The sequence below is a fragment of the Streptomyces sp. BYX5S genome (assembly GCF_054724165.1).
Genome location: NZ_CM138829.1, coordinates 2,289,362 through 2,313,222 on the forward strand (window position 1 = coordinate 2,289,362; position 23,861 = coordinate 2,313,222).

24 protein-coding genes are annotated in these 23,861 nt (G+C 72.4%); 7 read left to right on the forward strand and 17 right to left on the reverse strand.

The features are described 5' to 3' along the window. Positions 1-65 precede the first annotated feature (65 nt). On the reverse strand, positions 66-254 hold the full coding sequence (locus ACYBSK_RS10405; protein ID WP_018535088.1) for a DUF5703 family protein: 189 nt from the start codon (positions 252-254) through the stop codon (positions 66-68). 47 nt (positions 255-301) lie between these two features. On the opposite strand from ACYBSK_RS10405, the gene ACYBSK_RS10410 reads away from it, so the two are divergent. Continuing rightward, entirely contained in the window at positions 302-979 is a 678-nt protein-coding gene (locus ACYBSK_RS10410; protein ID WP_457476607.1) for a hypothetical protein, read from the forward strand. 161 nt (positions 980-1,140) lie between these two features. On the opposite strand, the gene ACYBSK_RS10415 is transcribed toward ACYBSK_RS10410, so the two are convergent. Further along, the gene (locus tag ACYBSK_RS10415) at positions 1,141-3,411 is read right to left on the reverse strand and encodes a helix-hairpin-helix domain-containing protein (RefSeq protein ID WP_460245876.1); all 2,271 of its coding nucleotides are present in this window, start codon (positions 3,409-3,411) and stop codon (positions 1,141-1,143) included. Continuing rightward, entirely contained in the window at positions 3,408-4,391 is a 984-nt protein-coding gene (locus ACYBSK_RS10420) for an aldo/keto reductase (protein WP_460245877.1), read from the reverse strand. Before ACYBSK_RS10420 ends, ACYBSK_RS10415 begins: the two co-directional genes overlap by 4 nt. A gap of 144 nt (positions 4,392-4,535) precedes the next feature. On the opposite strand from ACYBSK_RS10420, the gene ACYBSK_RS10425 reads away from it, so the two are divergent. Beyond that, complete coding sequence (locus ACYBSK_RS10425) at positions 4,536-5,591, forward strand: LLM class F420-dependent oxidoreductase (RefSeq protein WP_460245878.1); 1,056 nt, start codon at positions 4,536-4,538, stop codon at positions 5,589-5,591. A 253-nt stretch (positions 5,592-5,844) separates the two neighbouring features. Continuing rightward, a complete protein-coding gene (locus tag ACYBSK_RS10430) occupies positions 5,845-6,633 on the forward strand; it encodes a ferritin-like domain-containing protein (RefSeq protein ID WP_460245879.1) in 789 nt (262 codons plus the stop codon). Positions 6,634-6,790: 157 nt separating this feature from the next. Here the strand turns inward: ACYBSK_RS10430 and corA are convergent, their stop codons facing one another. Beyond that, positions 6,791-7,792: a magnesium/cobalt transporter CorA gene (gene corA, locus ACYBSK_RS10435; protein WP_457476612.1), complete on the reverse strand. Its 1,002-nt coding sequence runs from the start codon at positions 7,790-7,792 to the stop codon at positions 6,791-6,793. Between the two features lie 62 nt (positions 7,793-7,854). Between corA and ACYBSK_RS10440 the strand changes: the two genes are divergently transcribed. The 4 genes from ACYBSK_RS10440 to mshC all read left to right on the forward strand — a co-directional run bounded on the left by ACYBSK_RS10440 (position 7,855) and on the right by mshC (position 11,456). Then, a complete protein-coding gene (locus tag ACYBSK_RS10440) occupies positions 7,855-8,541 on the forward strand; it encodes a histidine phosphatase family protein (protein WP_457476613.1) in 687 nt (228 codons plus the stop codon). Between the two features lie 98 nt (positions 8,542-8,639). Further along, a complete protein-coding gene (locus tag ACYBSK_RS10445) occupies positions 8,640-9,230 on the forward strand; it encodes a DUF3090 domain-containing protein (protein ID WP_457476614.1) in 591 nt (196 codons plus the stop codon). After that, entirely contained in the window at positions 9,194-10,027 is an 834-nt protein-coding gene (locus ACYBSK_RS10450) for an SCO1664 family protein (protein WP_457476615.1), read from the forward strand. The genes ACYBSK_RS10445 and ACYBSK_RS10450 overlap by 37 nt, the downstream gene beginning before the upstream one ends. A gap of 199 nt (positions 10,028-10,226) precedes the next feature. Continuing rightward, positions 10,227-11,456 (forward strand): cysteine--1-D-myo-inosityl 2-amino-2-deoxy-alpha-D-glucopyranoside ligase, encoded by a 1,230-nt coding sequence (gene mshC, locus ACYBSK_RS10455; protein ID WP_457476616.1) that lies wholly within the window; start codon positions 10,227-10,229, stop codon positions 11,454-11,456. 73 nt (positions 11,457-11,529) lie between these two features. On the opposite strand, the gene ACYBSK_RS10460 is transcribed toward mshC, so the two are convergent. The 13 genes from ACYBSK_RS10460 to ACYBSK_RS10520 form a co-directional block, all read right to left on the reverse strand. After that, a complete protein-coding gene (locus ACYBSK_RS10460) occupies positions 11,530-12,180 on the reverse strand; it encodes a hypothetical protein (RefSeq protein ID WP_460245880.1) in 651 nt (216 codons plus the stop codon). Between the two features lie 38 nt (positions 12,181-12,218). Continuing rightward, positions 12,219-13,961 (reverse strand): S8 family peptidase, encoded by a 1,743-nt coding sequence (locus ACYBSK_RS10465; protein WP_457476618.1) that lies wholly within the window; start codon positions 13,959-13,961, stop codon positions 12,219-12,221. Positions 13,962-14,271: 310 nt separating this feature from the next. After that, complete coding sequence (locus ACYBSK_RS10470; RefSeq protein WP_457476619.1) at positions 14,272-15,237, reverse strand: PAC2 family protein; 966 nt, start codon at positions 15,235-15,237, stop codon at positions 14,272-14,274. A gap of 179 nt (positions 15,238-15,416) precedes the next feature. Next, positions 15,417-16,415: a Rieske 2Fe-2S domain-containing protein gene (locus ACYBSK_RS10475; RefSeq protein WP_460245881.1), complete on the reverse strand. Its 999-nt coding sequence runs from the start codon at positions 16,413-16,415 to the stop codon at positions 15,417-15,419. A gap of 6 nt (positions 16,416-16,421) precedes the next feature. After that, on the reverse strand, positions 16,422-16,661 hold the full coding sequence (locus ACYBSK_RS10480) for a recombinase-like helix-turn-helix domain-containing protein (protein ID WP_457476621.1): 240 nt from the start codon (positions 16,659-16,661) through the stop codon (positions 16,422-16,424). Positions 16,662-16,692: 31 nt separating this feature from the next. After that, complete coding sequence (locus tag ACYBSK_RS10485) at positions 16,693-17,634, reverse strand: PDR/VanB family oxidoreductase (protein WP_460245882.1); 942 nt, start codon at positions 17,632-17,634, stop codon at positions 16,693-16,695. 10 nt (positions 17,635-17,644) lie between these two features. After that, on the reverse strand, positions 17,645-19,276 hold the full coding sequence (locus ACYBSK_RS10490) for a thiamine pyrophosphate-binding protein (protein WP_460245883.1): 1,632 nt from the start codon (positions 19,274-19,276) through the stop codon (positions 17,645-17,647). A 9-nt stretch (positions 19,277-19,285) separates the two neighbouring features. After that, complete coding sequence (locus ACYBSK_RS10495) at positions 19,286-20,065, reverse strand: SDR family oxidoreductase (protein ID WP_460245884.1); 780 nt, start codon at positions 20,063-20,065, stop codon at positions 19,286-19,288. A gap of 19 nt (positions 20,066-20,084) precedes the next feature. After that, on the reverse strand, positions 20,085-20,768 hold the full coding sequence (locus tag ACYBSK_RS10500) for an SDR family oxidoreductase (RefSeq protein WP_460246997.1): 684 nt from the start codon (positions 20,766-20,768) through the stop codon (positions 20,085-20,087). A gap of 58 nt (positions 20,769-20,826) precedes the next feature. Continuing rightward, positions 20,827-21,348: a cupin domain-containing protein gene (locus ACYBSK_RS10505; protein ID WP_460245885.1), complete on the reverse strand. Its 522-nt coding sequence runs from the start codon at positions 21,346-21,348 to the stop codon at positions 20,827-20,829. 16 nt (positions 21,349-21,364) lie between these two features. Then, the gene (locus tag ACYBSK_RS10510) at positions 21,365-22,135 is read right to left on the reverse strand and encodes an alpha/beta fold hydrolase (RefSeq protein WP_460245886.1); all 771 of its coding nucleotides are present in this window, start codon (positions 22,133-22,135) and stop codon (positions 21,365-21,367) included. Further along, positions 22,132-22,926, reverse strand: coding sequence for an aspartate dehydrogenase domain-containing protein (locus tag ACYBSK_RS10515; protein ID WP_460245887.1), 795 nt, complete (start codon positions 22,924-22,926; stop codon positions 22,132-22,134). Before ACYBSK_RS10515 ends, ACYBSK_RS10510 begins: the two co-directional genes overlap by 4 nt. Beyond that, the gene (locus ACYBSK_RS10520) at positions 22,923-23,846 is read right to left on the reverse strand and encodes a VOC family protein (protein WP_457476629.1); all 924 of its coding nucleotides are present in this window, start codon (positions 23,844-23,846) and stop codon (positions 22,923-22,925) included. Before ACYBSK_RS10520 ends, ACYBSK_RS10515 begins: the two co-directional genes overlap by 4 nt. Between the last annotated feature and the right edge of the window lie 15 nt (positions 23,847-23,861).

Sequence of the window (23,861 nt, forward strand, 5' to 3'; positions counted from 1 at the left end):
ACGAATCGGAGCGGGCCCCGCGCTGTGAGGGGGCCCGCTCCGCATTCGTTCGCCTTGCTCTCAGGTCACCATGTGGCCCGCACCTGGCGGATGATCCGTCGACGCAGCCGCACGCGGCGACTGCCGTCGCGGCGCAGGCTCAATCGGTCCAACTCCCAGTGTCCGTACTCGGCATGGTCCGTCAGCAGACGCGTCGCCTCCTTGCGGGAGACCCCGCGAGGTACGTACACGTCGACAAATTCGTATTCCGGCATCGCATCTATTGTGCGGGCAGCGGCCCGGTACGGATAGCGTCTGCACTATGTCTGATGCTGCGCAGCCCACCGCTGCCGAGGTACGCGCCGCCGCCGAGGCGGTCAAGGCTGCGCTCGACGCCCACTTGGCGGCCGTCGAGCGCCGGTCGGGAGAAGACGACCCGGCCGTCTATGAAGCGTTCAACGAACTCGCCGCCGCGGCCGAGGAGTACGACGAGCTCCTGTACGACCGGTACGACGAGGTCACCCCCTTCGAGATCCCCAGCGGTGAGGACTCGCTGCCGCCGTACGCGGGGCCCGAGGAGCCGAACGCGCTGAGCGTGCTGATTCGACGGGACTACGCGGTGGTGGAGCCCCAGCGGCTGCTCGCGCAGGCCGGGCGGGTGGCCGATCTCGACGAGGACGTGGCGGCGGACGCGGAGGGCGGGAACGGGGCGGGCAGCAGTGTGCACGCCGCGCTCGGTGTGCTCTTCGGCGAGTTCGAGCCCGACGAGATCGCCTCCCGGCACAAGGAGTTCGGGCTGGAGGAGGGCGACTCCACGCTCTGGGTCACGGCGGCGGACGAGCCGGCGGAGGCGGGGGAGTGGCTGGAGGCGCCCTTCGAGCAGGTCGATCCGCAGCGGGTGGTGTGTCGGTTTGACGTGAGTGCGGTTTTTGATGATGACGAGTTCGAGGAGGGGGGCTCCGCCGGTTCGGAGGGGTCGTTGGAGGACGTGGACCGGTAGGGGCGTGTGCGTGTGTGTGCGGGTGCGTGGGGTGGAGTGGGGCGGGGTGAGCCGTTCTGCCTCGCCCCACTCCACCTACGTCACGGGGCTCCGCCCCGGGCCCCGCTCCTCAAACGCCGGAGGGGCTTGATGCGGCCGCCGCTCCTTGGGCGCCGGGCGGGTCAGGTCGTGGGGATTTGGGAGCGGAGGAGGGGGCGGAGGCGGGTGGTGCGGGGTTTCGCGGCGATGTCGGAGACGGCTCGCGGCAGCGCGGTGTCCGCGCCGTGCACCACCGAGAGGTGACGCTCGCCCCGCCCGAAGGCCGTGTAGACCCAGGGACGGCTCAGCGCCTGCGTCGCGTCACCCGGCAGCACCACCACGGCGGCAGGCCACCGCACTCCGACGGCCTGATGCCCGGTGACCGCCCACCCGTGGCGCAGCGCTCCCCGCTCCACCTGGTCCTTCGGCACGTGGACGGGCTCCCCGTCGCATTCGAGGCGCAAGCCCTCCTCGTCGGCCCCGACCACCGTGCCGGACCGGATCCGCCCGCGCCCGGCCACGTACACCACGCGGTCCCCGGGGTCGAACCCCGCGAACCGGCCCGGCCCCGGATTGAGCCGCTCCTTCAGCGCCGCGTTCAGCGCCCGCGTCCCCGCCGCGCCCCCGTGCCCCGGCGTGATCACCTGCGTCTGCTCCGACGGCACCCCGATCGCCCGCGGCACCGAGTCCGCCACGAGCTGCACGGTGCGGTGGATCGCTTCCGCCGGGTCCCGCACCGGAACGATCACGACCTCCTTGCCGGGGGCCTCCACCTGGTTCAGCTCACCGATCCCGATACCGGAGACCAGCTCGCCGATCGGCCCGAAGTCCGGCGTGCGGGAGGCGATCCGCGGGCAGATCCCGGCCGCCGCGACATCCGCGAACACCCGTCCGGGCCCCGCCGACCACAGCGTCCCCGGGTCACCGCTGAGCACCAGACACGTCCCGTCCGCGAGCAGCTCCACGAGCATCGCGGCGTCGGCGACATCCAGCTGCGGCGCGTCCAGCACCACCAGGAGGTCGAGGGCGAACGCCCCGTCCTGGTCCCGCCCCGGGCCCTCCGCCTGCGCGAGCAGCCCCGCGACGGTCGCCGTGGCGCTGTCCGGCGCGTCCGGGCCGAGGTGCTCGGCGGCGCGGCGCCGGCCGTCCACGCTGTGCGCCGCGACGCACACCCGCAGCCCCAGGCGGCCCGCTGCCGCCGCCGCGTCGAGCGGCTCGGCGCGGGCCGCCTCGCCGCCGGTGTGCAGCACGAGGCGGTGCGCGGCGATCGCCCGGATCAGCTCGGCCGTCGTACCGCGCGCGGAGCCCGCGGCCTCCTCCAGGGCGGTGTCGGCGGGACCCGGCTCCTTGGGCGCGGCGTTGATCAGTCGGGCGAGGCCGTCGGCGAGGCTCTCCTCGGCGAGCGCGTACCGTTCGAGCCCGACCAGGACGCGTACGGGGCGCTCCGCCTCCTCGTCCTCCTCGGCGCCGTCCGCCTCGGCTGCGGGCGCGGGGGCCTCGTCGAGCGGGTCCTGGAAGATCAGCGCGTCGCCTTCCGCGACGGCGCTCTGCACGGCTTCCTCCGGGTCGGGCACGCCGCGCTTGCCGAGCGCCTCCGCGAGCACCGGCAGGTCGAGGGCCGTGTGCCCGGCGTCCGCGGCCTGCTCCAGCAGCCATACGGTGACGGCGCGGCCCCGCCGCTCGTCCTCGGGGCCGCACTCCTCGCCGAGCAGCGCCCGCGCGAAACCGTCGGCCTGCTCGGGGCGCACTCCGCTCACCCGCAGCAACTGCCACGGGTCCTCGCGCAGCTGCTCCTCGGCGCCCTCGCCCAGGGCCGCGGCGGTCGCGGCGGCGAGCGTCTCGGGCGCGCCGCCCTCGACGAGCACGGCCCGCACCGCGTCGACGGCTTCGGCGCCGGGCCCGGCCGCGACGGAGGGCCCCGGCCTGCGCACGGGCTCGGCGGGGGCCTCGCGGCGCGGCTCGGGGGCGGGCTCCGGCCGTGCGAGTACGGGGGCGGCGACCGGCTTCTCGCCGCTCTCCACCGCGCGTACGGCGGCCAGCAGGTCGGCCGCGGTGCCGCTCAGCTTCCCCCCGGCGTCGATCGGCCCGTCCTTGGCGGCCTTCCGCTGAGCGATCCGCTCCCGCAGCTCCCGCTGCGCCGCCAACTCCGCCTCGGCCTCGGAAACCTCCGCCCCATCGGCATCGGCCCCCTTCGCCTCGGCTCCGGCCCCGTCGCCCGCGGCCTCCTCGCCTTCGGCCTCCTCGGTCGCGCTCGCCGCGCCATTGCCGGTCGCCTCCGTGTCCCCGGCCTCGGTCGTCTCGACGTCGCCCTCGGAAGTGGTCGGGGTGGACGCACCTGTGAGGTGCTCCGTGTCCGGCCCCGCGTCGGGGTGGGGCCCTGACTCGTTCTCCGCGGCAGCGGACTCCGTACTCACAACGTGCTCCAGTCCTGATCGGGATAGCGGTGCACGGGCGCCGACACATCGTCGAGCGCCTGGCAGATCTCGTCAGGAAGACTAAGCGCCTCCACTGACAATGCCGCCGTGAGCTGCTGCGCCGTCCGCGCGCCGATGATCGGCGCGGCCACCCCGGGCCGGTCCCTGACCCAGGCGAGAGCGACCTGCAACGGCGTCACGGCGAGGCCGTCCGCCGCTATGGAGACCGCGTCCACGATGTGCGCCGCCGCCTCGTCGAGATACGGCGCGACGAACGGCGCCATGTGGTCCGAGCCGCCGCGCGAGTCGGCGGGCGTGCCCGTGCGGTACTTGCCCGTGAGCACGCCCCGGCCCAGCGGGGACGACGGCAGCAGGCCGATGCCCAGGTCCAGCGCCGCCGGCAGCACCTCGCGCTCCACTCCCCGTTGCAGCAGCGAGTACTCCATCTGCGTGCTCGCGAGCCGCGTGCGCACCCCGGGCGCGGCCAACTGCCACGTGGCCGCCTTCGCCAGCTGCCAGCCGCAGAAGTTCGAGACGCCCGCGTACCGCGCCCGCCCGCTGCTGACAGCGATGTCGAGGGCCTGGAGCGTCTCCTCGACGGGGGTACCGGCGTCGTACGCGTGCACCTGCCACAGATCGACGTAGTCCGTGCCGAGGCGGGCGAGCGACGCGTCGAGCGCGGAGAGCAGGTGGCCGCGCGAACCGTCGAAACGTCGGTCCGGGTCGGGCACGCTCCCCGCCTTCGTGGAGATCACCAGGTCGCGGCGCGGCACGAGGCCGTCGATCAGCCTGCCGAGCAGGTACTCCGACTCCCCGTCCCCGTACACGTCCGCCGTGTCGACGAGCGAGCCGCCCGCCTCCCAGAACGTCTTCATGAGGTCCGCGGCGTCGTGCTCGTCCGTGTCCCGGCCCCACATGAGGGTGCCGAGCCCGATCCGGGACACACGCAGGCCGGTACGGCCGAGATGCCTCTGCTCCATGGGCGCTGAGATTACTGGCCGAAGGTCAAGAACGGGGGGCCTGTGGATATCTGTCGTCGGGGTCGCCGGGTTAGGGTGCCGGGCGAGGATCATTACCCATGGGTAATTCACCGGATACGGCACGGCGTTAAGGGGATGTGGTCAATGAAGCTCGGCATCAACCTCGGCTATTGGGGCGCGGGGATGGACGCGGACAACCTGGCCGTCGCGAAGGAGGCCGACCGGCTCGGTTACGCGGTGTGCTGGGCCGCGGAGGCCTACGGCTCCGACGCCGCCACGGTGCTCGCGTTCGTCGCCGCGCAGACGGAGCGGATCGACGTCGGCTCGGCGATCTTCCAGATCCCGGCCCGCCAGCCCACGATGACGGCGATGACGGCGGCGACCCTCGACTCGCTGTCCGGGGGCCGCTTCCGCCTCGGGCTCGGCGTCTCCGGCCCGCAGGTCTCCGAGGGCTGGTACGGCGTCAAGTTCGACAAGCCGCTGGCGCGCACGCGCGAGTACGTCGACATCATCCGCAAGGCGATGAGCCGGGAGCGCGTGTCGCACGAAGGCGCGCACTGGACGCTGCCGCTGCCCGACGGCCCCGGCAAGCCGCTCAAGCTGATCGTGCACCCGGAGCGCGAGCGGATCCCGCTCTACATCGCCGCGATCGGCCCGAAGAACCTGGAGCAGACCGGCGAGATCGCCGACGGCGCCCTGCTGATCTTCCCGGCGGCCGAGCACCTGGAGGAGACCGCGCTCCAGCACATCCGCGCGGGCCGCGAGAAGATCGGCAAGACCATGGAGGGCTTCGACGTCTGCCCGACGGTGCCGCTCGCGCTCGGTGACGACAAGGACGTCAGCACGCTCGCCGACATGTTCCGGCCGTACACCGCCCTCTACGTGGGCGGCATGGGCAGCCGCAAGCAGAACTTCTACAACCAGCTCGCGCAGCGCATGGGCTACGAGAAGGAGGCCGCCGAGATCCAGGACAAGTACCTGGCCGGCGACAAGGAGGGCGCCGCCGCGGCCATCCCGCAGCAGCTGATCGACTCCACGACGCTGCTCGGTTCGGTGGACCGGATCGCCGACCGGATGCGCGCCTACGTCGAGGCCGGGGTCACCACGCTGACCATCAACCCGGCCGGGCTCACGCTCGACGACCGGCTTGCCTCGCTGCGCGCCGGCACCGAGGCCCTGGAGCGCGCCGGTCTCGCGTAAGCGGTCCGGTCGGCGATTCCAGCGAGAGGTTTCTGCGGCCGTGGTGGGGGCTCGGGGGGTCTTCCCCGCCACGGCCGACACGTAGCTCAACGCGTCACCACAGGGCTGGTTACGGCTCCGTACCGCGCCCGGGGTCCTCCTTTCGGAGGAGTTGACCCGCATAGCTGTTGCCCTGCCTCATGTCCCGCATTTGACTCGGACTTTGCAGAACTGCGGAGTCCGGCGCGCCCGCGCGGAGACATGGAGGTAGCAGATGCTGTCGGCCAAGAGCCTGTTTCAGGAGATCATCGACAACGACGAGTCGTTCCGGCTGTTCTGCTCCATCGCCGCCAGCGGCGAGTCCCAGGGCGGCTGGGAGAACGGGCGGATCGCCGCGCTGGTCCCGGAGTCCGAGCGCGCCCTCGCCCCGAAGATCGCGCGGCACGGGGCGGACGAGGACAAGCACGGGCGGATCTTCCACGCGCTGATGAAGAAGCGCGGTCTCGAACCGGTGCCCGTACCGGAGGACACCGACTACACGATGCTGCTGGAGAAGCACGGCATCGGTCTCGCGCACGAGCAGTTGCGGCGCGACGAGCGGCTGTCCGTGCGGGACGTCGTCACGTACCTGGCGCACAGCCGGGTCACCGAGCAGCGGGCGTCCGAGCAGATGGTGCTGCTCCGCAAGCACTTCGCGGGGCATCCCGACATCGGCCGTGCGGTCAAGATGATCTCCAACGACGAGGACAACCATCTCGCCTACTGTCACGAGGAGTTGCTGCGGTTCGCGTACGCGGGGCACGGGCGGGTCATTCAGCGTGCTCTGCGGGAGTGCGCGATGGCGGAGATCGCCGTGTACCGGGACGTCAGTCTCGCGGTCATGGGGCACATGGGGCGGATTCTGGGGTGGTCGAGGGTGAAGGGGGAGGTGCTGGCCGCGGGGATCCGGGGGGTGTACGCGTATGAGCGGGCCGGGGGGTGGCGGCGGATGGTGTCGTTGGAGATGCCGGAGCGGCGCGATGCGTTGGGCGGGCCCGCCACGACGTCGGTCGAGTTCGCCTGAGGCCCCCACGGCGGTGCGGACGCGGGGCTCCGCCCCGGACCCCGCTCCTCAATCGCCGGAGGGGCTTGAATTGCCCCGGTCTCGTTTCGAAGGCGCCGGAGGGGTTTGAATTGCCCCCGACCCCGCTCCTCAATCGCCGGAGGGGCTTTCCGTGGCGTTACAGCCAGCCGCGGCGTTTGAAGAGGCGGAAGAGGAGGAGTTCGAGGACGGCCATCAGGGCGATGACCGCGGGGTACGCCCACACCCAGTGGAGTTCCGGCATGTGTTCGAAGTTCATGCCGTAGATGCCCGCGATCATGGTCGGGACCGCGGCCATCGCCGCCCACGCCGAGATCTTCCGCATGTCGTCGTTCTGGCGCACGCTCATCTGGGCCAGGTGCGCCGACAGGATGTCCGAGACGAGGCGGTCCAGGCCGTCCACGGACTCGTTGACCCGCGTCAGGTGGTCGTTGACGTCGCGGAAGAACGGGCGGGCCTCCTCGTGCACGAACGGGACGGCGGCCAGGCCCCACGGACCGACCCCGGCCAGGCGGGCCATCGGCATCGCCAGGGGACCCGTGGCGCGGCGGAACTCCAGGATCTGGCGCTTGAACGTGTAGATCCGCGACGCGGTGTCGCGGGTGCCGCCGCCCTCCGGGGAGAAGACCTCCGTCTCCAGCTCCTCCAGGTCGGTCTGGAGTTCCGTGGCGACCTCCAGGTAGTGGTCCACCGTGGCGTCCGCGACCGAGTACAGGACCGCCGTCGGCCCCTGCTTCAAAAACTCCGGCTCGGCCTCCAGACGCTGCCGTACGGCCTTCAGGGGAGCGCCCTCGCCGTGCCGCACCGTCACGACGAACGAGTCGCCCAGGAACAGCATCAGCTCGCCCGTGGACACCTTGTCGCTCTCCGGCTCGTACACGACCGGCTTGAGGACCACGAACAGGGAGTCGTCGTAGACCTCCAGTTTGGGCCGCTGGTGGGCCTTCAGGGCGTCCTCCACGGCCAGCGGGTGCAGCCCGAACTCCTCGGTGACCCGGTCGAACTCCTCCTCGCTCGCCTCGTGCAGCCCGATCCAGACGAACGCGTCGCCCGCGGCCCGCGCCTCGTCGAGGGCATCGGAGAAGTCGGCGGGCCGCTCGATGCGGCGCCCTTCCCGGTAGATGGCGCAGTCGACGATCACGAGGTGAATTCTTCCCAGGACCCGGCACTGCCGCACGTCGTCGTATGCCTAGGGTGGGGCACATGCCCACGCTGATCCTCGTCCGGCACGGACGTTCCACCGCCAACACCGCGGGTGTGCTCGCCGGGCGGACGCCCGGTGTGGCGCTCGACGAGCGCGGGGCCGAGCAGGCCGCGCGACTGCCCGAGCGGCTGGCGGAGCTGCCCCTCGCCGAGATCGTCTCCAGCCCGCTCCAGCGCTGCCGGGAGACCCTCGCGCCGCTGCTCGCCGCCCGTCCGGAACTGACCCTGCGCACCGACGAGCGCATCAGCGAGTGCGACTACGGGGACTGGTCCGGCCGCAAGCTCGCCGAGCTGTCCGACGAGCCGCTCATGAAGGTCGTGCAGCAGCACCCGACGGCCGCCGCGTTCCCCGGCGGCGAGTCGATGCGGGAGATGCAGCACCGGGCCGCGGAGGCGGTGCGGGAGTGGAACGCGCGCGTGGAGCGCGAGCACGGCGAGGACGCCGCCTATGTGATGTGTTCGCACGGCGACATCATCAAGTCCCTTGTCGCGGACGCCATCGGGCTTCATCTGGACCTCTTTCAACGGATCTCCGTAGAGCCGTGTTCCATCACAGCGATCCGTTACACCCGCTTGCGCCCCTTCCTCGTACGCCTCGGGGACACCGGTGACTTCGCGTCCCTCGCGCCGCGCGAGCAGCCGCAGGAGGCCGATGCGCCGGTCGGGGGCGGCGCGGGCGCACCGTGATCGTCGGCCGCAGTAGGGTGAAGCAGCCGTAAGCACATTCGGCCCGGTCGGCCATGACCGGTTCAAGACAGTCGATCCCGATCCCATGGAGACAGGACGTGTCCCGTCAGGTGTTCCTCTACGACCCTCCGGAGCGGTTCGTGGCCGGTACGGTCGGACTCCCCGGGCGCCGCACCTTCTTCCTGCAGGCCACGGCAGGAGCCCGGGTCACCAGCGTGGCCTTGGAGAAGACCCAGGTGGCCGCGCTCGCCGAGCGCATGGACGAGCTCCTCGACGAGGTCGTGCGGCGCAGCGGGGGCAACGCCCCGGTGCCCGCCGTCGCCCCCACCGAGATCTCCGACACCGGCCCTCTCGAGGCGCCCGTGGAGGAGGAGTTCCGCGTCGGCACCATGGCTCTCGCGTGGGACGGCGACGAGCAGCGCATGATCGTCGAGGCGCAGGCCCTCGTCGAGCTGGACGCCGAGTCCGAGGAAGACCTCGCCGAGGCCGAGGAAAGGCTCCTTCAGGACGACGAGAACGGCCCGCCGATGCTGCGGGTCCGCCTCACCGGGATCCAGGCCCGTGCCTTCGCCAAGCGGGCCCTGGACGTCGTGAACGCGGGCCGCCCGCCGTGCCCGCTGTGCAGCCTGCCGCTCGACCCGGAGGGACACGTATGTCCGCGCCAGAACGGATACCGGCGCGACGCGTGAGCGACGACCGGGACCTGCTCGCCCTCGGTGAGCTGCACGTCGAAGGACAGATCCGCGAGGCCTCGAACGCGGTGCTGCTGTGCACCGTGACCCACGAGGGCCGCGAGGCGCGGTGCGTCTACAAGCCGGTACGCGGCGAGCGCCCCCTGTGGGACTTCCCCGACGGGACCCTGGCGCAGCGCGAGGTCGCCGCGTACGAGGTCTCGGAGGCGCTCGGCTGGGGCCTGGTGCCGCCGACGGTGCTGCGGGACGGGCCGTACGGCGAGGGGATGGTCCAGCTGTGGATCGACACCCCCGAGGAGCCGGCGGACGGCGACGGGCTGCTGGCCCTCGTCGACCGTGAGGAGCCCGGGGAGGGCTGGAAGGCCATCGGGTTCGCCGAGGTCGGGGAGGGGCGTACGGCGCTGCTGGTGCACGCGGACGACGCCCGTCTGCGGAGGCTCTCCGTGCTCGACGCGGTGATCAACAACGGGGACCGCAAGGGTGGGCATCTGCTCGTCGACGCGGAGGGGCGGCTGTACGGGATCGATCACGGGGTGACGTTCAACGTCGAGGACAAGTTGCGGACGTTGTTGTGGGGGTGGGCGGGGGAGTCGCTCACGGAGGAGGCCGTGGGGGCGCTGGAGCGGTTGCGGGTGGCCCTCGGGGGCGGGGAGCCGCTTTCCGTGCGGCTCGGGGAGCTGATCACCTCGGTGGAGGTGGAGGCGGTGCGGGAGCGGGTTGCGGGGTTGTTGAAGAGTGGGCGGCATCGGGAGCCGGGTGGGGAGTGGCCGGCGATTCCCTGGCCGCCCGTGTAGGTGTGCGGTCGGTGCCGTGGTTGCGGTCGCGGGGCTCTGCCCCGGGCCCCGCTGCTCAATCGCCGCAGGGGCTGGATGGGCTCAATCGCCGCAGGGGCTTGATGGGTGCAGAGGGAATGTGATTGCGCAAGAGGGGCCGTTCGGCCATTGGGCCTGGTCCGGTTCGTATGCGGACGCTGCGTCCGGTTAGGCTCAATGCATGCATGCCTGGCCCGCTTCTGAGGTCCCCGCCCTGCCCGGCAAGGGCCGCGACCTCCGGATCCACGACACCGCGACCGGTGGGCTCGTCACCCTCGACCCCGGTCCCGTCGCCCGTATCTATGTCTGCGGCATCACGCCGTACGACGCGACCCACATGGGTCACGCGGCGACCTACAACGCGTTCGACCTCGTGCAGCGCGTGTGGCTCGACACCAAGCGGCAGGTTCACTACGTCCAGAACGTGACGGACGTCGATGACCCTCTGCTGGAGCGGGCCGTGCGTGACGGCATCGACTGGGAGGGGCTCGCCGAGCGCGAGACCGCCCTGTTCCGCGAGGACATGACCGCCCTGCGGATGCTGCCGCCGCAGCACTACATAGGCGCCGTCGAGGCGATACCCGGCATCGTGCCGCTCGTCGAACGACTGCGTGACTCCGGTGCCGCCTACGAGCTCGACGGCGACATCTACTTCTCCGTCGAGGCCGACCCGCACTTCGGGTCCGTCTCGAACCTCGACGCCGAGGCGATGCGGCTGCTCTCCGCCGAGCGCGGCGGCGACCCCGAGCGCCCCGGCAAGAAGAACCCGCTCGACCCGATGCTGTGGATGGCCGCCCGCGACGGCGAGCCCAGCTGGGACGGCGGCTCGCTCGGCCAGGGGCGGCCCGGCTGGCACATCGAGTGTGTCGCCATCGCCCTCGACCACCTCGGCATGGGCTTCGACGTCCAGGGCGGGGGCTCGGACCTCGCCTTCCCGCACCACGAGATGGGTGCCTCGCACGCGCAGGCCCTCACCGGCGAGTTCCCGATGGCCAAGGCGTACGTGCACGCCGGCATGGTCGGCCTGGACGGCGAGAAGATGTCCAAGTCCAAGGGCAATCTCGTGTTCGTGTCCCAGCTGCGGCGCGACGGCGTCGACCCCGCCGCCGTCCGGCTCGCGCTGCTCGCGCACCACTACCGCTCCGACTGGGAGTGGACCGACCAGGTGCTCGCCGACGCCGTGGCCCGTCTCGACCGCTGGCGCGCCGCCGTCTCCCGCCCCGACGGACCGTCCGCCGAGGCGCTGGTCGAGGAGATCCGCGAGGCGCTCGCCAACGACCTGGACGCGCCCGCCGCGCTGGCCGCCGTCGACCGCTGGGCCGAGACCCAGGCCACCGAGGGCGGCACGGACGAGGGCGCCCCCGGCGTCGTGTCGCGTGCCGTGGACGCCCTGCTGGGTGTGGCGCTGTAACGTCCCGCCACCGCTTGAGCCACGAGGGCTCCTCCCCGCGCGGGGAGGAGCCCTCCTCACGTTCCGCGCGTGCTCAGACGCGCTGCACCCGTACGCTGCGCAGGATCGTCGGCGAACCCGAGTCCCACACGCCGACGACCTGGTGGCCGAAGGCGAAGGCCTCCTGGATCTCGTCGTGGGCCTGCGGGGTCGGGTTGGTGAGGACCCGGAACTGGTTGTTGATGCGCAGGAAGATCTGGCTCGGCTGGCCCGGCAGCGGCTGCACGATGTCGATGTAGCCGTCCGCGATGCCGGAGGCCAGGGCCTGCTGCTGCACCTGCTGGTGGGACTCCTGGACCGCGGTCCGCTGGATCTGCTGGAGCAGCTGCTGCGCCTGCTGCTCCATCTGCTGAGCCTGCTGGTCCTGTTGGCCCGTGCCCTGCTGGCCGTACTGCTGTTGTTGGCCCATGCCCTGCTGACCCATGCCCTGCTGACCCATGCCCTGTTGGCCCATGCCCTGTTGGTGGCCGCCGAGTTGCTGGAGCAGTTGCTGGTACGGCTGCTGCTGGCCGAGCTGCTGCAACTGCTGCTGGAGCTGCTCCTGACCGAAGGGCTGCTGGCCGAAGGGCTGTTGCATCTGCTGGCCCATGCCCATGCCCTGCTGCTGGTAGGGCGAGGTGCTCGGGAACTGCTGCTGGCCCTGCTGCCCCTGCTGTCCCTGGCCCATCTGGGGGGTGATGCTCATGCGGGTGCCACCTTCCGTGAATGGTTGGTTGCGTTGCCTCAGCCCGTGACGACCAGGCCCACGACCTCGTCGTCCGAGAACCACACGCGTACGTCGGGCCGTCCGCCCGCGAACGCGGCGTGCACCGCCTGCCGGGTCTCGGGGGACGGATGGTTGAGATTGCGCCAGGAGCCCGCCACGAACAGGCGGAGCCGGGGCGGGAGTTCGGGCGGGTACGGGATCAGCTCGTCCCAGTACCGCTCGGCCTGGCCCGAACCGACCGTGGAGGGCAGGAGGTGGGTGACCGCACCCTTGATGTCGGGTCGGTTGCCGATCCGTTGGGACGCGGGCCGGCCGGGGGCGTCCTGCTGCGGTGAGCCGGTCGCCCGGAGCACCTCGCGGGCCCGCCGTGACGTCATCGGGCGCTGGCCACCCGCCTTCAGCATGCCCTGGAGGGCGGCCAGCGCGCCGACGACCACCGGGGAGGCGGACGAGGTGCCGGAGAAGGTGTCCGTGTACCAGGCGATCTCCTCGACGCCGCCCTGAAGATCGCCGGGCTTGTTCCAGGAGCCGCCGGTGGTGGTGACCTCGCGGCCCCAGCCCTGGGCGTCCACGCGGGCGCCGTAGTTGGAGAACGCGAGGCGCGAGCGGTCCGGGCCGTGGTCGCGGCCGTGCGTGCCGGGAGGCGGGGCGCCCGCGCCGACGAGGACCGCGTCGGAGGAGCGGTTCGACGGGTTGAACGGGTTGTGCCACCACGCCGGGAACCCGTCGGGCCGCTGCTCGTACACCGCGTCGTCGAGGGACTCCGCGCCGTTGCCCGCCGCGCCGACGACCACGATGCCCTTCGCCGTCGCGTGCGCGATGGCCGCGAAGTCGTCGGGCCACCACTCCAGGGCGATGTAGCCGCGCTGGTCGTCGCGCGGTTCGAAGTCGAACCGCGGCCCCGGCCGGTGCAGTTCGATCAGGATCACGTCGCCGGGGTGCAGCCGCTCGGCCGCCGCGTGGATCGCCGCCGCCGTGCCCACACCCTGGAACGAGGCCGCCGCGGTCATCGCCTCCGGCACGATGCCGGTGATGCCGCGCTCGTTGCGGTCGCCGCCGATCACACCGAGGACGGCCGTGCCGTGGTTGCGCCACGCCACGTCCGCGACGGGGGTGCCGACCACGATGCCCGCGAGCTTCGCCGACAGGTCCTCGTGCCCCAGCTGCCAGGCGCCCTCCACGTCGATGACGGTGACACCCTCGCCGCTGCCGCCGAGCCGCCGCCACGCCCACTGCGCGTCGATGCCGGCGGGCGCGGGGCCCAGGTAGCCCTGGCGGCCCGTGTAGTCGGGCGTCGCGGCCGTCTTCTCCTTCAGCCGCCGCGCCTCCTCGAAGTCCTCCGGCGTCGACGACACCGCCGCGGGCACCGCGCCAGGCTTCACGTACGCGGTGTCGATCTCCGGAAGCGCCGCGATCCGCGAGCGCAGCTCCTGCGCGCGGTCGGCCGTGCCGCGCACCCGGTAGAACAGCGTCAGGTCGGGGACGTCGGCGCCCGGTGCCCCGCTTTCTCCCCGGAGCCGCTCCTCGCTGCCGAACAGCGGTTCAAGGGCGAGCTGTTCGTCGCCGAGGAACATGTTCAGCGCCGACACATCGGCGCCGGCGGCGGAGCGCACGCCGTCCTCCTGGGCGCGCAGCCGGGCCTCCGGGCGCGCCACGACGATCAGTTCCTCCTCGGCCCCGCGATAGGTGAAACCGGAGCCCTCCGGCCCCGGACCCGCCGCTCCCGGCCCGTGCGTCGGGCCCCCGTGCTGATCGGTCATCGGTCCACAGCTCCCCTCGCCACATCCGGTCGTACGGGTCTGCTTGTGCCGTGTTCAACTCTGCCGTGCCGTGCTTCTCGTCGGGGGTCACCCTGCTACGCCGACGCCCGGCCGTCCAGACCCCGTTCCGCACCGGTGTTTGAGAACAAGTTGAAGCGGGAACCCCCTGCAACTGCCGCCAATCCGGCCGGAAAACACTGTCACGCCCCAAACCGGCCAGAGTCGGGACACGGAGACGAGCACGAGGAAGGGCGGGACGACCGGCGTCCCGCCCTTCCTCGTGCTCGTCTCCGTCCGGGTGTCCGTCCGGCTACTCGTCGCCGTCGTCGCTGTCCGGGCGCGGCGGCTTCGGCGGCCTGGTGCGGCCGCTCTGGTTGTCCCGCAGGTGCGAGGAGCCGTCGCCGCCGTCCGTCGCGTGGCCGCCGGGCCCCGCTTCCGGGTCGCGGCGCTGCAAGTAGCGCTCGAACTCGCGGGCGATGGCCTCGCCGGAGGCCTCGGGGAGCTCCGCGGTGTCGCGGGCCTCCTCCAGGGACTGCACGTACTCGGCGACCTCGCTGTCCTCGGCGGCCAGCTGGTCCACCCCGAGCTGCCACGCGCGGGCGTCCTCGGGCAGCTCGCCCAGCGGGATCCGCAGGTCGATCAGGTCCTCCAGACGGTTGAGGAGGGCCATCGTCGCCTTCGGGTTCGGCGGCTGCGACACGTAGTGCGGGACGGCCGCCCACAGCGAGACCGCGGGGACGCCGGCGTGCGTGCAGGCCTCCTGGAGGATGCCGACGATGCCCGTCGGGCCCTCGTACTTGGTCTCCTCCAGGTTCATCCGCGTGGCCAGGTCCGCGTCGGAGGTGACGCCGCTGACCGGCACCGGGCGGGTGTGCGGGGTGTCGCCGAGCAGCGCGCCGAGCACCACGACGAGCTCGACACCGAGCTCGTGCGCGAAGCCGAGCAGTTCGTTGCAGAACGAGCGCCAGCGCATGGACGGCTCGATGCCGCGGACGAGCACCAGGTCGCGCGGCTTCTCCCCGCCGACCCGGACCACCGAGAGCCGCGTCGTGGGCCATGTGATCTTGCGCACGCCGTCCTCCAGGAAGACGGTCGGGCGGTTGACCTGGAAGTCGTAGTAGTCCTCGGCGTCGAGGGCCGCGAACACTTCGCCCTTCCACTCCTTGTCGAGATGCGCGACCGCGGTGGAAGCGGCGTCGCCGGCATCGTTCCAGCCCTCGAACGCGGCCACCATGACCGGGTCGACCAGCTCGGGAACCCCCTCGAGCTCGATCACCCAGCGCCTCCTTCCGACGTGCCCTCGCGTACCTGCCCACCTTACGGCGTCGGCGGGGGCCCTCCGCAGCCCCCTTGCGGGCGCGGACTGCCCCCAACACTGCCCCGTGGTGGAGTGGTCCACTCCACCCGTGGGGCGGGCTTTACGTCCGCGCGAGGCGCATCACGTCCCCGGGGCGGTCACGTGGCGGCCTGGGCCTCCGCGGCCGAGCGGTACATGCGGCGCAGCCGGACCACGCCCAGGTCGTGCTGGTACAGGTTCTCCTGCTGGTCGGCGTCGGCCGGCATGGCCTCCAGCATCACGCGGTCCTGCTCCAGGACCTCCCAGTGCCGCTTCTCGATGAGCGTCTTGTAGAGGAACCGCCACGTGTCGCGCTGCCAGCCCTGGACCGTGCGGTAGCGCCAGAAGAAGACGGCGCAGCGCCCCTCGTCGACCGGCCGGACCATGCCGACGATGCCGAACGGCCCGCCGGGTCCCGCGGACGGCGGGTACGGGATCGACAGGTCGACCCAGTCCACGCCCGTGCGGCACAGCTCCACCCAGTCGAAGTTCACGCCCCGCTGGTCGGTCTTCTCGAAGAAGTAGCCGCGGTCGGTCTCGCGGATGCGGAACTTGGCGGTGGTGTCACCGTCGAACATCGTGTGGGAGTCGTGGTGCAGGAACTGGCCGTGCATCGGGTCGAGCAGGTTCTCGACGCCGAAGCGCCACGGCACGTCCCACTCGGCGTAGCACAGGATGGCGTCGGTGTCGGGATCGGTGAGCGGCTCGGGCAGCGTCAGCTCGGCCGGTTCCGGGTGCTGCTCGTCGTCGAAGTAGGCGAGGACGGCGCCGGACACCTCGCGCACGGGCAGCGACGTGACGAGCTTCTTGCCCTCCAGGTTGCAGCCGGGCAGACCCGGCACGGAGGAGACGGTGCCGTCGGTCTCGACCTCGACGCCGTGGTACCAGCAGGCCACCCGGTCGCCCAGGTGTTTACCGAGGGAGAGCGGGGCGCCGCGGTGCGGACAGCGGTCGGCGAGCATGCTCAGGGTGCCGTCGGAGCGGCGGAACAGCAGCCACTGCTCGCCGAGGACGGTGACCTTGCGCATCGCGCCGGGCGCGACGAAGGAGGAGGGGACGACCGGGTGCCACTGGTTGCGCAGGCCGGTCGCGTAGATCTTGTCGGCGGTCAGAGCCATGGTGGGTCACGCTCCCAGTCGGTGCATCTCGGCGCGGAAGGATTCCTCGGTCCACGGCTGCCCGTCGGGGGCGTGGACCTGACGGTCGTTCAACCCGCTCACCACGTCGGTGAGTTCGTGACCGACCTTGGTGAAGACCTCTTCGAGGGTGGCCGCGAGCTTGTACTCGTACGGGCTCGGCTCGTGGTCGCGGGACTGGTGGATCTCCAGGTACGGCCAGTCGGCGGTCTCGGTGGTGCTGCTCATGGGTGTCTGTCTCCTACGTCTTCAGGAGGGGCTAGAGGTCCAGTACGAGGCGGGAGCCGGCGGCGCAGCGCGAGACGCAGATCATCATCGAGGCGCTCGCGGCGTGCTCGGCCTCCGACAGGAGGAAGTCGCGGTGTTCGGGGGTGCCTTCGAGGACGCGGGTCTCGCAGGAGCCGCAGATCCCGTCGCGGCAGGAGCTGGTGACGTCGAGGCCCGCGGACTCGGCGGCCTCCAGGATCGAGGTGTCGGCGCCGACCATGAGGGTCTGCCCGGAGGTGCGGCACTCGACCTCGAACGCGCCGTCGTCCGCGGACCGTTCGACGACTGGCGCGGCGAACCGCTCCAGGCGCAGCCGGTCGGCGGGGCAGCGCTCCTCGACGGCGGCGAGCAGGGGCTCGGGCCCGCAGGAGTAGACGAGCGCCCCCTCGGGCAGCCCGGCGAGCGTCGCGTCGAGGTCGATGTGACCCTGCTCGTCCTGCGGCACGAGGGTCAGGTCCCCGCCGAGCGCGGCCAGCTCCTCGGTGAACGCCATCGAGGCGCGCCCCCGGCCGCCGTACACCATCCGCCACTCGGCGCCGCGCCGCGCGGCCTCCCGGGCCATCGCGAGGATCGGCGTGACACCGATGCCGCCCGCGATGAACACGTACGCGGGGGCGTCCTCCAGGGCGAAGTGGTTGCGCGGCTCGGAGACGGTGACCCGCTGGCCGGGGCGCAGCGTGGTGTGCACGTGGCGCGAACCGCCGCGCGAGGAAGGCTCGTTGAGGACACCGATGCGGTACGTGCCGCTGTCGGCCGGGTCGCCGCACAGGCTGTACTGGCGGACCTGCCCGCCGACGTGCACGTCGAGGTGGGCGCCGGGCGCCCAGGCGGGGAGCGGCTTGTGGTCGGGGTGGGTCAGCTCGACGGACAGGACGCCGTCGGCCTCCCAGGTCATCCGCCGGACCAGCAGGTCCAGGAGACGGTCGTCGGTCATGGTGGTCTCCTTACGCGCCGGGGATCTTCACGGGCGGGGTGAACGGGTTCTTCATCGGGCCGAGCGAGGCCAGGTCGACCTCGACGAGCGTCGGCCCGTCGGAGGCGACGGCCTGCTCGACGACGGGCCGCGCGTGCTCGGCGTCGGCGATGCGCAGGTACGGCAACCCGCAGGCGCGCGCCAGGAGTTCGAAGTCGGGCGTGGCGAGGTCGACGCCGGAGCGGCGCTCGCTGTAGCGGTCCTGCATGTTGCGCAGCACGCCGTAGCCACCGTCGTTGAAGACCAGGACGGTCAGGCGGGGGCGCTCCTGGGCGACGGTGAGCAGCTCGCCGAGGTGGACGGCGAGGCCGCCGTCGCCCGCGATGACGACGGTGGGCCGCCCGGGGTCGGCGAGCGCGGCGCCGATGCCCATGCCGAGGCCCTGACCGATGCCGCCGCCGCGCGGGAAGACGTTGGAGCGCGGGTCGTACATCTCCAGGAGCCGGTTGCCCCAGCTGCTGGACGGGATGGTGACGTCACGGGCCACGACGGCGTCGCGCGGCAGCACGGCGCGCAGCGCGTCGCAGATGGCCGCCTGCGGGCCGATGTTGTCGTGCAGGGTGGCGCGGACCTCGGCGCGTACGTCCTTGATCCGACGCGTCCACGCCGGGTCCGCGGGACGGGCGTGGGGGAGGAGCGCGGTGAGTGCGTCCGCCGCGTCCGCGTGCAGGGCGTGGCCGGTGGCGTAGACCCGGCCGAGCGCCGCGGCGTCGACGTCGATCTGGATGTGCCGTGCCGCGTCCGGCAGTTCGAGCCCGTAGTCGGCGGTCTCGTTGGACCGGAAGTGCGTGCCGACGGTCACCAGCACGTCCGCGTCGGCCAGCAGCGCCCGCCCGGCGGGGGTGGTCGCGAAGTTGCCGATGACCTGCGGGTGGTCCTCGGGCACGGCGCCGCGCCCGGAGTTGGAGGTGAGCAGCCCGGCGCCGGTCGCCTCGACGAGCGCGGTCAGCTCGGCGCCGGCCCGGGTGGCGCCCCCGCCGGCCCAGACGAGAGGGCGCTCGGCGGACGCCAACAGGGTTGCCGCGGTAGCTACTTGACCGGCGTCGGCGGTGGGCCTGTCGGCCGCCGGGGCCTTCGCGGGCGCGTCCGTCTGCGGCGCGTACTGGAGGTCGATCGGCCACTCCACGCTCGCCGGGCCGCCCGGGGAGGCGAGCGCGGCGCGGGCGGCGGCGCGCAGCACGGAGCCCGCCTCCTCGGCCGACCGGACGGTGGCGGCGTGTACCGAGACGGCGTCCAGCATGCCGAGCTGGTCCTTCGTCTCGTGGATGAACCCGCGGCCACTGCCCAGGAACTCGGTCTCGACCTGCCCGGTGACGTGCAGCACGGACGTACCGGAGGCCAGCGCCTCGATCAGCGACCCCGCCGCGTTGCCCGCTCCGGTCCCCGTCGAGGTGAGCGCGCAGCCGATGCCGCCGCGGGCCCGGCCGTACGCGTCGGCGGCGTTCACGGCGCTCGCCTCGTGGCGCACCGGTACGAAACGCAGCTCCCGGTCGACGGCCTCGACCAGCGGAAGATTGTGCACGGACACGATCCCGAAGACCGTGTCGACGCCGAGTTCCTTCAGGACGGCGACGAGGAGGTCACCGCCGTTGGTGTACTGCATGAGAACTCCTCAGAGGATGCCGCGGCCCACGCCGCCGCAGACGTCGATGGCGGTGCCGGTGATGTACGAGGCGCGCGGCGAGAGCAGCGCGACGATCGCGTAGGCGACCTCCTCGGCGCGGCCGAGCCGCCCCAGCGAGACACCCCGGTCGGCGGCCAGCTCCGCCTGCCAGTCCTCGTACGACAGGCCGGAGTCCGCGGCGGCGTGCCGGCGCGTCCACTGGCCGGTGTCGATGAGGCCGAGGCAGACCGAGTTGACCCGGATGCCGTCCGCGGCCAGCTCCTGGGACAGGGACTTCGAGAGGTTGAGGATGCCCGCGCGGGCGGCGCTCGTCGTGATCAGGCGCGGCTCGGGCTGCTTGGCGAGCACGGCGTTGACGTTGACGACCGAGGCCGCGTCGGAGACGCGCAGCCACGGGCGTGCCGCGTGCAGCGGGTTGAGCACGCCCGCGAACTTCAGCTCCAGCTCGTCGCGCCAGTCGTCCCCGGTCGTGTCGTCGAGACGCTTCATGCGGGACTGCCCGGCGTTGTTGACGAGGCCGTCGACGCGGTCGCCGCCGAACGCGTGCGCCGAGGCGCGCACGAAGTCGCGCACGGCGTCGGCCTCGCGCACGTCGCACGTCGCGGTGAAGAGGCGGTCGTGCGTGCCGAGCTTCTTCAGGCGGTCGGCGTCGCGCCCGCAGGTGGCGACGTTCGCGCCTTCGTCGAGCAGGGCGCGGACCGTGGCCAGGCCGACGCCCGAGCTGCCTCCGGTGACCACGTAGGTCCGGTCGGCGAGGCCCAGATCCATAACTCAAGTCTCCAGTCGCTCAGTTCATGGTGAAGCCGCCGTTGACGGCGATCACCTGTCCGGTCAGATAGCGGGACTCCTCGGAGAGGAGGAAGGAGGCGAGCCCGGTGAGGTCGTCGGGCGCTTGCGGCCGGGAGATCGCCCGGTTCGCCGCGTACAGCCCGTGCCGCTCCTGCGGGACCGTCTCGGTCGCCTCGCACTCGGTGAGGCCCGGCGCGAGCGCGTTCACGGTGATGCCGCGCTCGCCCAGCTCCCGTGCCATGGCGCGGGTGAGGGCGATGACCGCGCCCTTCGACGTGATGTAGTGCGCGAGTCGCGGCGAGCCGTAAAGGGCGGCGTCGGAGGCGATGTTGACGATGCGTCCGGTCGGACCGAACAGCGGGTGCAGCGCCTTGGACACCAGCCAGGGGCCGCGGGCGTTCACCGTCATCAGGCGGTCCCAGACCTCGATGTCGATGTCCTGGAACTCCTTGCCGCCGACACCGTTGGCGAGCGCGGCGTTGTTGACGAGTCCGTAGAGCCCGCCCAAGTCCTCCACGAAGGTTCCCAGTTCCTCGACGGAGGCCGGGTCCGCCACGTCGCAGCGGGCGAAGTGCGCGTCGTGGCCCTCGCCCCGCAGCTCCTCGGCCGCCCGCTCGCCGCGATCGGCGTCCACCTCGGCGAGGACGACCCGGAAGCCGTCCTCGGCGGCCCGGCGGGCCATGGCCAGTCCCAGGCCACGGCCCGCCCCCGTCACGACGACCGTGCGCACGTGACCCGGGTCAGTCACGGGTGACGCCGTGCATCGGCGAGTACTCGGGGTACGACGGCACCTGCGGCTTCTGCGTGCCGATGACGACGCAGAACAGGGCGTCGGTGTCGCCCTCGTTCTTCAGCGAGCGGGTCACCCCGGCGGGCACCACGATCATGTCGCGGTAGCCGAGGGTGCGGTACTCGACCTCGTCCGGGCCGCGGTGCACGCCCACGCGCACCTCGCCCTCCAGGACGAAGAAGGCCTCCTCCACGTCGTGGTGGGTGTGGGCCGGGCCCTCGGCGCCGGGCGGCAGCAGCATGTTGGAGAACGTGAATCCGCCGGAGGGGATGATGCGGCTGTCGCTCTCGTGGTTGCCGGTGGCGCCGGAGCCGACGTAGCGGATCTGGCCGCGGCGGTACTGCTTGCCGGCCTTCTCCTGGAAGGAGAGCGTGTCGAAGTCGGCGACGCGCGATTCCCTGGAGGCGATCAGCGAGTCGGTGTACGTGGCGAGGTCGCCGCCGTTGTCGTACTCGGTGGTGGTCAGAGGCATGGTTTTCCGTCCTTGGCTAGGCGGTGACGATGTGCAGGTGGGACAGGACCCAGGCGTTGAACCGCTCGGGCTGTTCCTGGTTGGCCAGGTGACCGGCGTCCTTGACGATCACGTAGGCCGTCTTGTGCAGGCCGCCGGCGAGGACCTGGGAGGCCTCGACGCCGGTGACCGTGTCCCGGTCGCCGCAGACGACGAGCGTCGGCGCGGCGATGCCGGACAGTTCGGGGCGCAGGTCGGCGCCGGCCATGGAGGCGGCGGCGTACCCGTAGCCGGGCAGCCGCACGGAGGCGGCCATGGTGTCGACGACCCGCTCGACGAGTTCGGCGGGCGCGAGGTCCGACACGAGACGGGGGCCGCGCCGCTCGGCGAACGCGCGCGGTCCGTGCTCCTCCAGGTCGGTGACGCGGGCCCGCATGCCCGCGGCCTTCTCCGGGTCGGTGCCGGACCCGGCGCTGGAGTCGGCGACGATCAGCGAGTCCACGAGGTCCGGGTGCCGGGCGGCGAGCCGCAGCGCGATCACGCCGCCCCACGAGACACCGAGGACGTGCGCCGACGGGCCGTACGAGCGGATCAGGTCCGCCGCGGCGTCCGCGAAGCCGTCCAGGTCCAACGGGCCGTCCGGGTCGGCGGACTTGGCGTAGCCGGGCGCGTCCCAGGCGACGACCCGGGCGTACGGCGCGAGCCCTTCGAGCTGCGGGGCGAACGCGGCCGACGAGGAGCCGATGCCGTGCAGGCACACCAGCAGCGGTCCTTCGCCGCCCGCCTCTTCCACATGGACGGCCGTCACAGGATCTGCCCCGAGCGGCCGGCCAGCGCGGCCACCGAGCGCAGCACCGCGTACGGCACGACCTGGCTGGTCGCGGGGTTGCCCGGGTCCGGCCGGTGCGCGACCTCGAAGCGGTACGCGCCGTGCTCCCCGGACGCCTCGATGACGTGCCGGGTGCGCACGGCCCCCGGATCGGCGACGACCTCGACCCGCACAGCGTCCAGGTCGCCGACGGCGAGGGCGACCGAGGCGGCCACGTTCGTCGACTTGGGGAACTTCACCGGCACGTCCCGCGCCGTGCCCGACATGACCTCGACCGGGCCCGTTGCCGAGCGCATCCGGCCGAGCAGCTCCTCGTCCATCCAGGGCTGTTCCAGCGTGGACGGCAGCTTCGTCGTCGTCAGGCGGACGTCCTCGATCGGCCCCAGGGCCCGCACGGCCTGGAGCAGGTCGAGGCCGCCGACGGCGCCGCCGGTGAAGTACACCCGGCCGGGCCCGGCCGCGAGCAGCCGCTTCGTCAGCTCGTCGTCGGTCAGCGCCCCCGTCGAGGCCACGAGCAGGTCGGTGCCGTGGTTGAGGACGCGCTCGCCCCACTCCCGTACGACACCCTGGCCCGCCGCCTCCACGATCAGGTCGCAGCGCTCGACGGCCTCCTCGAAGGCGACCTGCGGGGCGGGCGCCGCCTCGCCGAGCGGCCGGTTGTCGACGACGCACGTCAACTCGGCGCCCTGGACGTCCCCTTGGGCGAGCGCCGTGCCGACGACGCGGCCGATGGCGCCCCAGCCGACGAGTCCGACCTTCAGCGTGCTCATTTCCGTACTCCTTCGAAGGCGGCCGGGGACTCCGGCGAACCGGCCATGTGACAGCGGATCTCCTTCGACGGCGGTCCCGCCGTCCCCCACAGGTCGGAGAGCTCCGGGATCCGCCGCCACACCTTGGCGATCCACCGGTCCTCGACGACCTGCGCGACCTCGGACGTGTACTCGCAGACGAGCCCGGTCGGGTCGGTGAAGTAGGAGAAGGTGTTGTTGCCGGGCCCGTGCCGCCCCGGGCCCCACTGCGGGACGATCCCGTGGTGACGGAGCCGGCCGAGCCCGCGCATGAAGTGGTCGACCGAACTCATCTCGTACGCCACGTGGTTGAGGGACACCCACTCGGCCTGATTGAACGCGATGCAGTGGTGGTCGGCGTTGCAGCGCAGGAACGCCATCTGGTGCTCGGACCAGTCGGAGACGCGCAGACCGAGCACGTCGCAGTAGAAGGCGACGGCCGCGTCGATGTCGGGGGTGTTGAGGACGGTGTGGGTGACACCGACCGGCACGGCCGCGTCCCGGCCGCGCGGGGCGACCGCCCACGTGTCGGCGGACAGCTCGATCAGCCGGCCCTCGTGGTCGTGGAAGCGCAGGCCGTAGCCGCCGCCGACCTGGTCGAGGGGGCCCGGCCCGGCGAGCGGGACGATGCCGCGGGCCTCCAGGCGGCGCGCCGCCTCGTCGATCTCGGCGGGGGTGGCGACCGCGAACACGAGACGGCCGAGCCCCGTGCGGTCGGAGCGGGTGAGCTGGAGGGCGTGGTGCTGCTCGCCGGTGCCGCGCAGCCAGCTGGCGCTGTGCTCGGCCTCGACGACCTCCAGGCCCCACGCCTCCTCGTAGAAGTCGGTGGCCTCGGCGAACGAGGGCGTCAGCAGCTCGACGGAGCGCAGCGCGCGCAGCCGTGCGATCGGGGGATGGGGCATGAGAACTCCGTTGCG

Excerpts from the sequence above, each read along its gene's own strand:
- ACYBSK_RS10505 (WP_460245885.1), bottom strand. The coding sequence starts at position 21,348 with ATGCCTCTGACCACCACCGAGTACGACAACGGCGGCGACCTCGCCACG.
- ACYBSK_RS10475 (WP_460245881.1), bottom strand. The coding sequence starts at position 16,415 with ATGGCTCTGACCGCCGACAAGATCTACGCGACCGGCCTGCGCAACCAG.
- ACYBSK_RS10480 (WP_457476621.1), bottom strand. The coding sequence starts at position 16,661 with ATGAGCAGCACCACCGAGACCGCCGACTGGCCGTACCTGGAGATCCAC.
- ACYBSK_RS10410 (WP_457476607.1), top strand. The coding sequence starts at position 302 with ATGTCTGATGCTGCGCAGCCCACCGCTGCCGAGGTACGCGCCGCCGCC.
- ACYBSK_RS10485 (WP_460245882.1), bottom strand. The coding sequence starts at position 17,634 with ATGACCGACGACCGTCTCCTGGACCTGCTGGTCCGGCGGATGACCTGG.
- ACYBSK_RS10460 (WP_460245880.1), bottom strand. The coding sequence starts at position 12,180 with ATGAGCATCACCCCCCAGATGGGCCAGGGACAGCAGGGGCAGCAGGGC.
- ACYBSK_RS10500 (WP_460246997.1), bottom strand. The coding sequence starts at position 20,768 with ATGGCCCGCCGGGCCGCCGAGGACGGCTTCCGGGTCGTCCTCGCCGAG.
- ACYBSK_RS10425 (WP_460245878.1), top strand. The coding sequence starts at position 4,536 with ATGAAGCTCGGCATCAACCTCGGCTATTGGGGCGCGGGGATGGACGCG.
- ACYBSK_RS10495 (WP_460245884.1), bottom strand. The coding sequence starts at position 20,065 with ATGGATCTGGGCCTCGCCGACCGGACCTACGTGGTCACCGGAGGCAGC.
- ACYBSK_RS10405 (WP_018535088.1), bottom strand. The coding sequence starts at position 254 with ATGCCGGAATACGAATTTGTCGACGTGTACGTACCTCGCGGGGTCTCC.
- mshC (WP_457476616.1), top strand. The coding sequence starts at position 10,227 with ATGCATGCCTGGCCCGCTTCTGAGGTCCCCGCCCTGCCCGGCAAGGGC.
- ACYBSK_RS10420 (WP_460245877.1), bottom strand. The coding sequence starts at position 4,391 with ATGGAGCAGAGGCATCTCGGCCGTACCGGCCTGCGTGTGTCCCGGATC.
- ACYBSK_RS10465 (WP_457476618.1), bottom strand. The coding sequence starts at position 13,961 with ATGACCGATCAGCACGGGGGCCCGACGCACGGGCCGGGAGCGGCGGGT.
- ACYBSK_RS10490 (WP_460245883.1), bottom strand. The coding sequence starts at position 19,276 with ATGCAGTACACCAACGGCGGTGACCTCCTCGTCGCCGTCCTGAAGGAA.
- ACYBSK_RS10450 (WP_457476615.1), top strand. The coding sequence starts at position 9,194 with ATGTCCGCGCCAGAACGGATACCGGCGCGACGCGTGAGCGACGACCGG.
- ACYBSK_RS10430 (WP_460245879.1), top strand. The coding sequence starts at position 5,845 with ATGCTGTCGGCCAAGAGCCTGTTTCAGGAGATCATCGACAACGACGAG.
- ACYBSK_RS10440 (WP_457476613.1), top strand. The coding sequence starts at position 7,855 with ATGCCCACGCTGATCCTCGTCCGGCACGGACGTTCCACCGCCAACACC.
- ACYBSK_RS10520 (WP_457476629.1), bottom strand. The coding sequence starts at position 23,846 with ATGCCCCATCCCCCGATCGCACGGCTGCGCGCGCTGCGCTCCGTCGAG.
- ACYBSK_RS10515 (WP_460245887.1), bottom strand. The coding sequence starts at position 22,926 with ATGAGCACGCTGAAGGTCGGACTCGTCGGCTGGGGCGCCATCGGCCGC.